At 40.8% G+C, this 12609-nt stretch carries 15 protein-coding genes; 2 read left to right on the forward strand and 13 right to left on the reverse strand.

Annotation, left to right across the window (positions count from 1 at the left end):
- Positions 1 to 283 precede the first annotated feature (283 nt).
- Both spoIIP and gpr read right to left on the reverse strand, forming a co-directional pair.
- Positions 284 to 1093, reverse strand: a complete 810-nt coding sequence (spoIIP, locus tag MHH87_RS11500) for a stage II sporulation protein P (RefSeq protein WP_340749445.1) — start codon at positions 1091 to 1093, stop codon at positions 284 to 286.
- A gap of 46 nt (positions 1094 to 1139) precedes the next feature.
- Positions 1140 to 2171, reverse strand: coding sequence for a GPR endopeptidase (gpr, locus tag MHH87_RS11505; protein ID WP_340749446.1), 1032 nt, complete (start codon positions 2169 to 2171; stop codon positions 1140 to 1142).
- 164 nt (positions 2172 to 2335) lie between these two features.
- On the opposite strand from gpr, the gene rpsT reads away from it, so the two are divergent.
- The gene (rpsT, locus tag MHH87_RS11510; RefSeq protein ID WP_340749447.1) at positions 2336 to 2584 is read left to right on the forward strand and encodes a 30S ribosomal protein S20; all 249 of its coding nucleotides are present in this window, start codon (positions 2336 to 2338) and stop codon (positions 2582 to 2584) included.
- A gap of 197 nt (positions 2585 to 2781) precedes the next feature.
- On the opposite strand, the gene holA is transcribed toward rpsT, so the two are convergent.
- Positions 2782 to 3792 carry a DNA polymerase III subunit delta gene (holA, locus tag MHH87_RS11515; RefSeq protein ID WP_340749448.1) on the reverse strand — a complete coding sequence of 337 codons (1011 nt, stop codon included), beginning with the start codon at positions 3790 to 3792 and terminating at the stop codon, positions 2782 to 2784.
- Between the two features lie 172 nt (positions 3793 to 3964).
- On the opposite strand from holA, the gene MHH87_RS11520 reads away from it, so the two are divergent.
- Positions 3965 to 4132 (forward strand): YqzM family protein, encoded by a 168-nt coding sequence (locus tag MHH87_RS11520; RefSeq protein WP_340749449.1) that lies wholly within the window; start codon positions 3965 to 3967, stop codon positions 4130 to 4132.
- Positions 4133 to 4179: 47 nt separating this feature from the next.
- Here the strand turns inward: MHH87_RS11520 and MHH87_RS11525 are convergent, their stop codons facing one another.
- The 10 genes from MHH87_RS11525 to yqeH all read right to left on the reverse strand — a co-directional run bounded on the left by MHH87_RS11525 (position 4180) and on the right by yqeH (position 12555).
- Complete coding sequence (locus MHH87_RS11525; protein ID WP_340749450.1) at positions 4180 to 6498, reverse strand: DNA internalization-related competence protein ComEC/Rec2; 2319 nt, start codon at positions 6496 to 6498, stop codon at positions 4180 to 4182.
- Complete coding sequence (locus MHH87_RS11530; protein ID WP_340749451.1) at positions 6467 to 7042, reverse strand: ComE operon protein 2; 576 nt, start codon at positions 7040 to 7042, stop codon at positions 6467 to 6469. Before MHH87_RS11530 ends, MHH87_RS11525 begins: the two co-directional genes overlap by 32 nt.
- An 84-nt stretch (positions 7043 to 7126) precedes the next feature.
- A complete protein-coding gene (locus tag MHH87_RS11535) occupies positions 7127 to 7783 on the reverse strand; it encodes a helix-hairpin-helix domain-containing protein (protein ID WP_340749452.1) in 657 nt (218 codons plus the stop codon).
- A gap of 118 nt (positions 7784 to 7901) precedes the next feature.
- On the reverse strand, positions 7902 to 8639 hold the full coding sequence (locus MHH87_RS11540) for a class I SAM-dependent DNA methyltransferase (RefSeq protein ID WP_340749453.1): 738 nt from the start codon (positions 8637 to 8639) through the stop codon (positions 7902 to 7904).
- Between the two features lies 1 nt (position 8640).
- Entirely contained in the window at positions 8641 to 8985 is a 345-nt protein-coding gene (rsfS, locus tag MHH87_RS11545; protein WP_340749454.1) for a ribosome silencing factor, read from the reverse strand.
- Between the two features lie 5 nt (positions 8986 to 8990).
- The gene (yqeK, locus tag MHH87_RS11550) at positions 8991 to 9551 is read right to left on the reverse strand and encodes a bis(5'-nucleosyl)-tetraphosphatase (symmetrical) YqeK (protein ID WP_340749455.1); all 561 of its coding nucleotides are present in this window, start codon (positions 9549 to 9551) and stop codon (positions 8991 to 8993) included.
- Positions 9520 to 10110 (reverse strand): nicotinate-nucleotide adenylyltransferase, encoded by a 591-nt coding sequence (locus tag MHH87_RS11555; RefSeq protein WP_340749456.1) that lies wholly within the window; start codon positions 10108 to 10110, stop codon positions 9520 to 9522. The genes yqeK and MHH87_RS11555 overlap by 32 nt, the downstream gene beginning before the upstream one ends.
- A gap of 11 nt (positions 10111 to 10121) precedes the next feature.
- Positions 10122 to 10427 (reverse strand): ribosome assembly RNA-binding protein YhbY, encoded by a 306-nt coding sequence (gene yhbY / locus MHH87_RS11560; protein WP_340749457.1) that lies wholly within the window; start codon positions 10425 to 10427, stop codon positions 10122 to 10124.
- A 44-nt stretch (positions 10428 to 10471) separates the two neighbouring features.
- A complete protein-coding gene (aroE, locus tag MHH87_RS11565; protein WP_340749458.1) occupies positions 10472 to 11299 on the reverse strand; it encodes a shikimate dehydrogenase in 828 nt (275 codons plus the stop codon).
- A 152-nt stretch (positions 11300 to 11451) separates the two neighbouring features.
- The gene (gene yqeH / locus MHH87_RS11570) at positions 11452 to 12555 is read right to left on the reverse strand and encodes a ribosome biogenesis GTPase YqeH (RefSeq protein WP_340749459.1); all 1104 of its coding nucleotides are present in this window, start codon (positions 12553 to 12555) and stop codon (positions 11452 to 11454) included.
- Between the last annotated feature and the right edge of the window lie 54 nt (positions 12556 to 12609).

Consider the following 12609-nt stretch of genomic DNA (forward strand, 5'->3'; position numbering starts at 1 on the left):
CGGCGTAATTGCGTCTAGATTTTGAATTGTGCATGCACAATTAACTCCTTTCAAAATCTATGACATCCACCGTAGGCATTAAATTCATTCAGCGGGTAACAGCTACCCTATAAAAGAGCCAAAAATTAATGCATTCCACCGCTGTAATCGGTGAAAGAATTTGGCTGAATGGATTTAAACTATCTGAATTATAGCAGTCGAACGCCTACTTTAGCAATGTTGTAGTAAATTATTCACTTGTCTTTCTCTATTTCAGTAAAACAATTTCTCCCTCACAAATGTATTACAATTGTTCGGTTACAAAAGTTTTTGCAATCGCCTGTGCTAGCACCGCCATTGTCCTTTGTAACTGCTCTTCAGAATTATCAATTCCACCTAACTCCACAAGTAGCATAACCGGTGATAAATCTTGATTATAAACACCATCAACATCTTCACCTTGCTTTTTAATAACACCACGTGAAATTCCTGGCACAATTGTATTTAAGCGTTCACTTAGGATTTCCGCATAGGCAAAATTACTTTCATAGCCCGCATGCTCTGCACCGATCACGAACGCAATTTTGGCAAATTTTTGTCCGTCAGCTTCAATCGTTGTTACAGCCGACTTTGCTGAATCACGGTGAATATCTAATACAAGATCATACTGATTTTTATTCAGTTCCTCCGCTAAATATGGACGCACCACATCGTACGCTTGATAAAAATTAGCGCCTTGCTGTTTCATCACCGTCATCACATCTAAATCCAGTACAGTAGATTGTAAGCCATTTAGTTGTAAATAATGACCGATTAGCTCCTGCATTGAAAAAATATTCGTTTGCTCATCATAAACAGCCTGCACACCACTTTTTAACTTGACAACTGGTTTATACGTCTCATGCGAATGCGTAAATAGCAGGAGTACTTGAAATGGTGATGGTAAATATGGTTCCTCTGTCTCGATCATCGGTGCTGCTGCATAAGCTACCAATTTTTGCTCCGGCTGTTCTTCCAATGAAGTTTTGTTATTTGGAAAAGGTAATTGCCCAATTGCAATTGGTAACATAAATAAAAAAAGGAGTAAACCTAATAATCGTTTCAATTTATGCATGTATGACACACCCTCTCTCCACTACATTATGGAGGAGAGGGTGCGATTAGAACGTATCTTCAGCAGTTTTTATCCATTTGAAAAGGCAGTTACTTAACAGGAGTGCATACTGAATTAGCCAAATATCTACTTCCTTTGGTGAAACAATTAAACGCTCAGGGTGACTAGAGAATACTTCTTCAAATAACTGTCGACGATCCTCAGTAGTCCACGTCGACCATTCCCCGAAAATTGGTTTAATTAATTCTAAATCCACACTCTCCGTTGATGGCGTCCACGGCTTAACAGATAATTTGCGTGATGGCTTTCCCCTTTCTTCAATTTGAGCAGCAATCGAACGAAAAACAACATCGATTGCATCTGCAATTAAAATCGGTGCTTCCACGACAGTCGGTATACCAATTGCCGTAACTGGTACGCCGATTGCTTCCTTTGAAACTTCGGCACGCTGATTTCCAACACCAGAACCCGGATGGATACCTGTATTTGTTAGTTGAATTGTCCGACAAAGGCGCGCACTCCCACTCGTTGCAAGCGCATCAATGACAATAACTAGGGCTGGCTTAATTTTATCGGTAAGAGCAGCGATAAAATCACTCGTCTCAAAGCCCGTTTGTCCTGTTACACCCGGCGCGTACAAAACAAATTGCGGCGACTCGAGCTCTGATTGTAGCTTATGCATCGAATCAATGGTAAATGGGCCGATTGCATCTGGTGTAATTGTTTTATTTCCTAGTCCTATAACGAGCACCTTTTGATCCTTTGTAAAGACGATATCTCGGTGCATTTCCTCTAAATGATGTTCGAGTGCCGCTTCAAGCTGTGAAAAGCCATCTTTGTCATCTGGTGTCAATGTCGGCACGGATAGCGTGACATAAGTTCCCTTTTTTTTACCGATTTGCTTTTCACCTTTTTCATCCACCGTTACTTTTGTTATTTTTACTCGATTCTCCTGTGACTCTTCTATTAGAATTCCACTCGAATCCTTCAATTTCTCCTTTTGCTGTTTTGTTTGATGAATGACAACTTCTTCTGCCTCATCAATTAAATCCGTTCGATTCCACTCGATCTTTTTCATTTCATCACCTCATTTTAAGTGTGGTCAAACTGTCAAGTAAATATTCTTTGCATTTATGTATTGCAATTAGTCTCATCCTTTGGTAGAATGATTTTTGTTGTATTGACACATGAAATAAGTGAGAAGATACTCATCTCGTACCTATAATTTAGGAGGTGAAAGATATGCCAAACATTAAATCTGCAATTAAACGTGTTAAGGTTGCTGAAAAAGCAAACGCTGCTAACGTACAAGCTAAATCAGCTATGCGTACTACAGTGAAAAAAGCTGAACAAGCTCTAGCTACTGGTGCTGAAAACGCTCAAGAATTAGTTGTTGCTGCTTCTAAAGCTTTAGATAAAGCTGCTTCTAAAGGTCTTATCCACAAAAACGCGGCTTCTCGTAAAAAGTCTCGTTTAGCTAAAAAAGCTTAATACCGACTCTTAAAGGTCAATCGTTCCATGGGACGATTGGCCTTTTTTCGTTTTGTTTTGTTTTGTTTTGTTTGAATTCGATATCCGCCAAATTCTACAGTATATCCGCGCATTTCATACAGATATCCGCCAATTTCCCCTACTTATCCGCCAAACGTAAAAAACCGCCCCACAAGGACGGTTTTGCATCAAAATTTTTATAAAGCTTTCATTAAAAATAATTCTAAGTGGCGCTCACGATTACCGCCTGTTGTTTTTAACTGTAAATCTACCTGCGCTAAGCTATACAATGCCTGCAACAACCGCTCATCAGATGGGCGATTCCGTTGTTCCGTAATCATTTTCACACGGTACGGATGAATTTTTAGCTGCTTGGCAATTTGCTGTGGGTGATAGCCCTTTTTCTGTAAATAATACACATTACTCATCGTCCGAATATTCGACGCCAGCAATCCTACGAGCATAATCGGTTCTTCTTTTTGACGCAGTAGATCATGATAAATTTTCAGCGCCTCTGCTTGATTATGTGCTAAATACGCATTGAGCATTTTAAACGCATCATGTTCCAATGTTTTGGCAACTAAATCCTCTACAAGCTCCACTGTAATTTCATAATCCTCACCAAGATATAACGCCAGCTTCTCAATTTCCTGTTGTAGCTGTAGCATATGTGCGCCGACCATTTCGACTAATTTCACCGCTGCATCATCAGCAATTACTTTACCAAACGCTTCAACCTCAGACTGAATCCATACATATAAATCATTATTTTGCGGTGTTTCTGCGAGAAGCATTACACTTTTTTCTTTCATCAGCTTTGTCACTTTTTTGCGCTCGTCCAACTTTTCATACGGTGCAATAAATAGTGTTATCGCTGTATCTGACGGGTGTCCCAACCAATTTTCCAAACGTTTGAGATCATGATCTATTTTTTCCTTGCCTTTATCGGTCGCCTTTAAAAAGGATGCATTTTTTGCGATAATACATTTTCGGTCAGAGAAAAATGGAATCGTATCTGCCTCATCGATGACATAATCAATCGGCTGTTCATTTAAATCAAAGGTCATCACTTCAACCTCGTCACCATCGCCAAGTGCTTCTTTCAATCGCATAATTGTTTCATCTATGAAATAGGATTCTTCCCCGACTAGTAAATAAACAGGCGCAAATTTCCCATTCTTAAAATCTTTCCATACTTTTGTAAACATGTGGGAGCCCCCTCTATCTTCTGTAAATTCTAGTATACACATTTTTTTGTGGCTTGCGAATGTGTATAAATTAAGTCAATCTTTTGCAATCTTACATTAGGAAATCGTACTATTCCATATAGCTTTTTAAAACCCATTCACTTATAATAATATTGGAGTAGGAGGGATATATATGGCACATCAAGATCCAAATTACGTTGCAGAAAATCCATTCGAAGGCCGAGGACGTGCATCTCAACGTAACGATGCAATCGACGCTGGAATTGGCATGGGCGTATCATTCGCTTTCTTCGCTGCTATGTTCATCATCGCTATGATCGTAGAAGTGGCAACACGCTAATTTTAAAGCATAAGAAAAGGCTTTGTCGACATTGACAAAGCCTTTTCTTATTTTATAAACCATTCATTCGACGTTTCCACCTGCATGCCACGGTTCGTAATCGTCACTTCAACCGTACCAACCTCTCCTGTCGTTAAATGCATTAATCCCTTATCATCAAAACGACCTACTACTTCTGCGTGTGGATGCTTATAGCGATTATTTTTTCCTGCCATAAAAATTGTAAGCATAGGATTTGTCAGTGCAATAAATTCTTCTGTACTTGATGTTTTACTCCCGTGATGCCCTGCTTTTAATAACGCGACATTCGAAATTTCTGCAGCTGCCTGTTTCACCAGTTCCGCTTCCCCTTCTTTTTCTAAATCACCTGTTAGCAGCGCCTTAAATGGACCTGTTTGAACAAGTAACACGAGCGAATCATTATTGCCTTCGTATTCTGTTTCATACGGCCATAAATAGCTAAACTGCACACCTGCCTGCTCCCAGCTATGTCCGCTCATGCGCTCCCGAATAATCGTCCTTGAGTTTTGTATTTCATCTAAAAAATCGTCCATGACAGGCTTTGCCAATGAATTCGGTGTGACATGTACTTCCTTCACGCGAATTTCGCGAAGTACCTCTTCCGCACCTTCAACATGATCTGCATCAGCATGCGTCAAAATAAAGGAATCCACCGACTGAATACCTTGCCCCTTTAAATACGGCACGACAATTTCCCGACCTACCTCAAATAAATTAGTACGTGCCTTCCATTGCTCCTGCTCAAAACGTAGTAATCCACCTGCATCTATTAAATAGATTCCTTTTCGGTGTGGCAGTGAAATGACAATACAATCTCCTTGCCCCACATTCACAAATGATAACTTTAAATCCTTTTGCAAATACGGCTGCACATGAAAAGCAATCGCAGGCGCAAGTAATACCACAGCAACTTTCTTGTAACTAGCACGCGAATCCAGAAAATAGAACGCGGTAAAAACACTTACGTACATGATGATGATCCACAACAGTGACGGTTTTCCCGGATTCCACATTTGGTACGAGGAAGCCTGTAAAAACAAGATGCCGTCTGTTAGCCATAAACGACAAGGCTCATACAGTTCAAAAAACAAGCCTGCAAAAGGGCCTGGTATCCACGTTACAATCAGGAGTACAATATTTACCGGCAAAATGACAAATGAAAATAACGGTACAAAAACAATATTGGCAATAAACGAGGAAATACTAATCTCAAAAAAATGATAAAGCAAAAGTGGATATACAAGGATTTGGCATACAAACGTAATAAAAAAAGACTGCATCCACCAGTTTGCATAGCGCGTTAAAATCTGCCCCGAATAAATTATACTAAGCGTTGCCAAATAAGATAATTGAAATCCTACTTGAAATACCACGCCTGGCTCTAGTAATACAAACACTATAAAACTCATTGCCATTGCATCATCAATCGGGATTGTCCAGTTTAAATAGCGAGCCAGCATAATGAGCTCAACGACGGAAACCGCGCGCCAAACAGACGGCGCACCACCGGCTAAAATCGCGTACATCGGCAACAGCACTAATAAAATTATTGAAGCTAGCTCCCGACGCACACCTACTCGGAGCATACTTTGAAAAAACAGCCAAGAAATTAGTGCCACGTGTAGGCCAGAAATCGCAAATAAATGTGTAATGCCTAGTTTTTGATACGCTCGGTTTAATTCATCATCTACATTTTCCTGCAATCCGATTAATAGCGCCTGTGCTTCTGCTACGAGCGTTTTAGGAAAGTATTGTTCAATATGTCGTTTCACCTTAAAACGTTGCTTATACAGTGGCTGAAGGGCATTATTTGCTTGTCCTACGTAAGTTAAACTCGAAATTTCTAAAATCCCCCGTGCACCTTTGCTCATCAAATAGCCTGCCATAGAAAACCCGTAACGATGGGCAGGCATTGCCGGCTCTTGCAATTCACCCCGCACAATAAAACGATGACCACCAAGTGCGGTGCTTTGGAAGCTTTCCTTTTCACTCTCACTTTTTAACGTATACGTCGCATAAATTTTCGCCCCTTTGGCATCCTTCATAAAGCCGCGCAACGTCGTACCACTAATTTTATACTCATCGGTCCATGTTAATGTTGTTGGGAGCTGTAGTGGCTCCTGGAGTTTACCTACCTCATAGGAAAAATAATAAAAGGACAATAATCCAACGAGCGCTAGGGCAACAATTTGACTTAAGCAAAAGCCTTTATAATAGCAAAACGCAGTTAATAAAATGAGCAAAAATAAAAGCCCCGCCGATTCATGAGCAGCAACCGCGCTAATAAGAATCGACAAGGCGTAAAAAATCCATTTATGCTTGAATAAGTTGACCAAATAATGCATGCATCTTCTCCTCAAGAGGGGCCAATTCCTCCTGCTTTGCACCTAGTGCGCGCAACTTTTCTAATAGCTCAAAAGTAAGCGCATACTTCTCATCCTTCAAGAAGTCGATTTTCGTTTCGTTAAACGGCACTTGAACAACGTTGACATTCGCTTTTGCAAATAGCTCCATAGCATACGGATTATTTTTATAATCTTTCGCATAGTACACATTTTTTATCCCTGCTTGAATAATCGTTTTCGTGCAAGGCAAGCACGGGAAATGCGTTACATATAAATCAGCTCCGTTTGCAGGAGTACCGTATTTTGCACATTGCAATAATGCATTCGTTTCAGCATGTACCGTACGTACACAATGATTATCTATCACATAGCAACCTTGCTCATTGCAATGCTCATCGCCAGAAATCGAGCCGTTATAGCCGCCTGCAATAATGCGTTTTTCTCTTACTATTGTTGCACCAACGGCAAGTCTTGCACATGTACTTCTAAGTGCTAGCAAATGGCTTTGTGCCATGAAAAATTGATCCCATGTAATACGCTCCATATGACAACCTCCAAAAATGTTCACTTTCATTAAGTTTAATCCTTGTCTGCGCTTATGGCAATGCAACATATTCCTAATTGTACGTTATTTTACATCGATTAAGTCTTTAAGTTGCTCAAATGATTTTTCGCCAATGCCGGACACCTTTTTTAAATCTTCTATTGTTTGAAAGCTACCAACCTCAGTACGGTAAGTGAGTATTGCCTGTGCTTTTGCCGGACCAACACCTGGTAACGTCACCAGGGCCGCCTCATCAGCCTTGTTGATATTTACCTTACTCGATCCATTCGTACTACCGATAGCACCACTAGGCGATACGCTAGCAACCTGTACAAGGGTTTGCATTGCCTCCGTCAGCTCTTCTCCTTGCCTCGGAATATAAATGACCATTTCATCCTGCAATTTTTGCGCATGATTAATAAGCTGCGGATTGGCATTCTCGGTATAACCGCCTGCAAGCTCAATCAAATCTATAATTCTGTCATCTTCTGTTAGTTCATAAACACCTGGGTAATGGATAGCACCTTTGACATCGACAATGATAGGCTGTGTAACAGTTTCTTCTGTTAATACTTCAATTTGCTGTTGTTGTGTCGTTTCTTCAATAGGAATTGTTTCAATCAAATTAATAGTGGGACTTGCTGAATTGTTTTGAGGAAAGAAAAAATAAATAATTCCAATTATGCAAACGATGCCGGGGATTAGCACGCGCTTGCCATACTTCTGTAGAAATGGCTGCAAAATAAAAAAACACCCTTTCAAGTCAGAAGGCAAATCATATGGAGCTACCTCCACTATACAAAATTTGCCTCTTAATGAAAAGATGTTCTTACTAAATCACGCTAAACTTACGATTTGACTATTTAATTGCACGAATAAATACACGTTCGCTTTCATCTTCTGGTGCTTCAATTGACCAGTCTGCTGTTACAAAAACTTCAGAAAAGCCAATTTCCTTTAGCCACTTCACATATTGTGCTGGATCGAATGTTCGCTGAAAATGCTCCTCGTCGAAACGCTCAAATAAGCCGTTTTCTGTCGCCACGAAGAAGCTCATTTGGTGATATACCGAGTGTTCATAGTCACCCGGCGCGGTATGCCAAATATACGTAATCGTACCATCATCATATGTGAACGGGCTCGTTAAAAAGATATCGTCCATTTTAAATAATGAATGCACATCGAAAAATAACTGCCCGCCTGCGCGAAGACTTGCAAATACACGTTTTAACGTTTCAATCACTGCTGACTCGTCGGTTACATAGTTGATTGAATCAATTGGAATAATTGCTACATCCAGCTCATTAAAGCCGTCTAGCTCATCCATTGACATTGCAAATAACGGAATTTGGGCATTCGCCATTTCCATACGCGCGCTCGCAACTGCTAGCATATCCTCTGATAGGTCAACACCTGACACAGCATAGCCTGCTTGATCAAGCATTAGCGCAAGTGTACCTGTGCCACAGCCAATGTCTAATAGATTTTTATTATCTGCTATCGGGGCATACGTTTGAATCCATTCAACATATTCATCGTAAGGAATATCTGTCATTAACTCATCGTACACTTTCGCAAAACGTTCGTAGCTATTCATCTTACACTTCTGGTGCGTCTAGCTGAGGAGCATCTCCCCATAGGCGCTCTAGGTTATAATAAGCACGCTCATCTTTATGGAATACATGTGCAACAACATCGCCCATATCAACTAAAATCCAGCGAGCTGAATCAAAGCCTTCCATTTTGCGAACGTTAAAGCCGTTTTCTTCTGCTTTTTCTTTTAATTCACGTGCAACTGCTTGTACTTGACGCTCAGAACCGCATTCAGTAATGATGAAATAATCTGCTAAAAGTGAAATACCTTGCATGTTTAATACAACAATATCCTCACCTCGTTTATCGTCGATTGCTTTATATGCTATTTGTAATAATGTTTCGTTCATTAAATTTATTCCTCTCTCATGAGATCATTATAACAGTCGATTGATACTGGATAAACTCGCTGCTTAGTATCCACTAAAAAAGCAATTGTATGACGGACGCAAGCTTTCATCGCCTGATCCAAGTCTTTTTGTGCTTTTACTCGTAGCTTCTCAAGGCCGTGAAATTTACGATTTGGCTCAATCATGTCTGCGATATAAATGATCTTTTCTAATTTACTCATTCCAGCACGGCCGGTTGTATGATGACGTATAGCATTTAGTATATCCTCATCCTGCACACCAAATTCAGTTTGGGCAATCCAAGCACCCACCGGACCGTGTAATATTTCGGCATTCCACTCAACTAAGCGAGTATCTAAGCCGTTTTCTAACACAATTTTTCGCATCCATTCGACGTCGGCATATTTTGCTACATCATGTATGATGGCAGCAATTTCTGCTTTTTTCGGGTCTTCGCCGTATCGTTCAGCTAGTTGTATAGCTGTCTCCATTACACCAAGCGAATGAATGTAGCGTTTTTCAGGCATGCGAGGTTTAATCGCTGCGAGTAATGTCGCTCGTTCCATAAAGACCCTCCTTTCGAATATAAGCGTCTACAGCTGGATGTAGTAAAAATTGTAACGTTCTACCTGCTTGCAAGCGATTGCGAATAAACGATGAAGATAGGTTGATTTCAGGTGCTTCTACCATTATCACATTGTATGATGTTTCGCCTTGCGTACCTGGTCTTTTAACACCTACAAACTGGACAAGCTTGCTCAGTTCCTCAATGCAATACCATGTATGAAGCGAATCAATCATATCGCCACCGATAATAAAGTAGAACTGGACATCCGGCTCACGCTTAAGCATTTCGACAATCGTATCATACGTATACGAAATCCCGCCGCGGTCCATCTCAAAATGTTCCACCTTAAACTGTGGATACAGTTCTGTCATAAGCTCTACCATGCGCATTCGCTGAGCATTTGTGACTGCATGCCCCGCCTCTTTATGTGGTGCTTTGGCATTTGGCATGAAACGAACTTCATCTAGACCAAGCGCATAATAAACTTCATTTGCCATAATTAAATGGCCAATATGTGGTGGATTAAATGTACCACCTAAAATGCCGACCTTCTTCAAATTACGTCACCTTACTTTTTCGCCACTTTCGGTAACTCAATTTTTTTGCTGTTGCGTGATTCTTTATATAATACAACTGTTAAGCCGATCAATTGTACTAATTCTGCACGAGTACCAGCTGCTAAGCTTTGCGCCACATCATGCTTGTCGTCTTCACAGTTATCTAAAATACGTACTTTAATTAATTCACGAGCTTCCAATACATCGCGTAATTGCGAAATCATCGCATCGTTTACGCCACCTTTGCCTACTTGGAAAATCGGATCTAAATGATGTGCCTGGGCACGTAAAAAACGTTTTTGTTTGCCTGTTAACATGAAAATTATTCCTCTCCTAAAACAAATCGACTTATGCGATTTATTTATTTCTGCAATTGCTCTGTAAGCCTTGCAATCATTGAATTTGTATTTGGGGATTCACCAAGCCAGTATTCATACGCAATAGCGCCCTGGTGTACGAACATCCCCAGTCCGTTGACGATCACTGCACCTTTGTCCTGTGCTGCCAGTAAAAAAGGCGTCAATAATGGATTATACACTATATCCGCCGCAATCGCTCCTTTTGGAAACTTGTCCATTGAAAAAGGGAGAGTAAATTCCCCGTTTTTCAGCCCTGCTGGTGTCATTTGGATGAAAACCCCATACAAATCAAGCGTCGCTTCTGCCTGCTCAAGTGAAATTGCCACACCATCGCCAAGCTCATCTATAATTTTCTGCGCATTGGCTACAGTACGATTTGCAATCGTTAAATCATGATAGCCAGCCGCCAGCAGTGCAAAGGCAATACCACGTGCAGCTCCACCCGCACCAATTAGTAAAATACGTTTGTTTTTATGCTTCGTGCCAATTGATTCTTCAAGCGAACGCACAAAGCCAGCACCGTCTGTATTATAGCCCTTTAGCTTGCCTTCTGCTGTCCGAACAACCGTATTCACTGCGCCCATTTTCTTGGCCATGTCATCTAACTCATCTAAGTAAGGAATGATCGTTTCCTTATGCGGAATAGTAATATTCCAGCCACTTGCACCGAGCGTTTTAAACGACTGAACCGCCGCCAGTAAATCATCTGGCTTCACGTGGACAGGAATATAGGTCGCATCTGCGTTCATTTCTTCATACCAAGCATTATGCATTTCAGGTGATTTCGAATGTGCAATCGGATCACCAATAACAGCAAACCATTTCTTCATCTCGTCTCTACCTCTCTCTAGAAAAGCGCGTTCGCGCCAGTTTGCACCTGATAAGCGCTGGAGGAGCCTGACGAGTGTGATTGCACACGTGGGAAGGAACCGAAGCGACCTCAAGGGTGCGGCGCGAAGGCCTGGACATTCTTTTTTAATCGTTAAATTAATGAAGTTCGAACAAAAACTTGTACACCCTTTGGCGCGTATGCTGCTACAACAACGTTCGCATGTTGTACTGTAATCCAACCAAGTCCAGAGAACACGACATCTGTTTTCGCTTCTTTAATTGAAAACTCGTGACGCACTAGTTCTGGTAATTTATCTATATGCGCAGCAGTTGGCGGTGCTAAAAGCTCGCCCTTATGCTCTTTATATAAATCATCCGCCTTTTCAAGCTTTGTGCGATGGATTGGTAAATCATTTGCCACGTGCACCGTGAATGCTGAACGCTCGCCTTGAATAAAATCAAAACGTGCAAGCGCCCCGATGAACAATGTTTGTCCTGGATTTTGTTGATATACTTTTGGTTTAATTTCTTTTTTCGGCATAATATATTTTAATTCAGTTGCGTCAATATGATGCGCCATTTGGTGATGGTTAATTATCCCTGGCGTATCATATAATGCTGAGCCGTCATCAAGTGGAATTTCAATCATATCTAATGTAGTTCCTGGGAAGTGAGAAGTTGTAATAATCTCTCCCTCACCTGTCGCTTGTTTAATAATGCGGTTTATGAATGTTGATTTCCCAACATTTGTACAACCAACAACGAATACGTCTTTGCCACGACGATATTTTTCAATGGCTTCCACTACTTCTACCATGCCCATACCTTTATGCGCAGATACAAGCATCACATCTATTGGTTGAAGACCTAATGATTTTGCTTCGCGCTTTAGCCAATTGATTACTTTGTTTGACTTTACTGACCTTGGTAATAGGTCTGCCTTATTTGCTACAAGTAATACAGGGTTTTTGCCGACAAATCGGTGAAGTCCTGGTAACCAGCTACCATTGAAATCAAAAATATCCACGATTTTTACGATAAGACCTTCCTGTTCGCCAAGGCCGTTTAAAATACGTAAAAAGTCGTCGTCAGTTAAGCTTACTGGTTGAATTTCGTTATAGTTTTTCAAACGGAAGCATCGTTGGCAAATAATTGTTTCTTTTTCTAGTGAAGAGGCTGGAGCATATCCTAGCCCGTCCTTATTTTCTGTCTGAATAACTGCACCACAGCCAATACAATTTGGCATTTCTATCATTACTGTTCCTCCTTAGTAAGACACATCTCGTCTAAAATAAAACGCGATGATGTC

Origin of the sequence: Solibacillus sp. FSL H8-0538 (assembly GCF_038003525.1) — a bacterium.
Lineage (GTDB): Bacteria > Bacillota > Bacilli > Bacillales_A > Planococcaceae > JBBOPI01.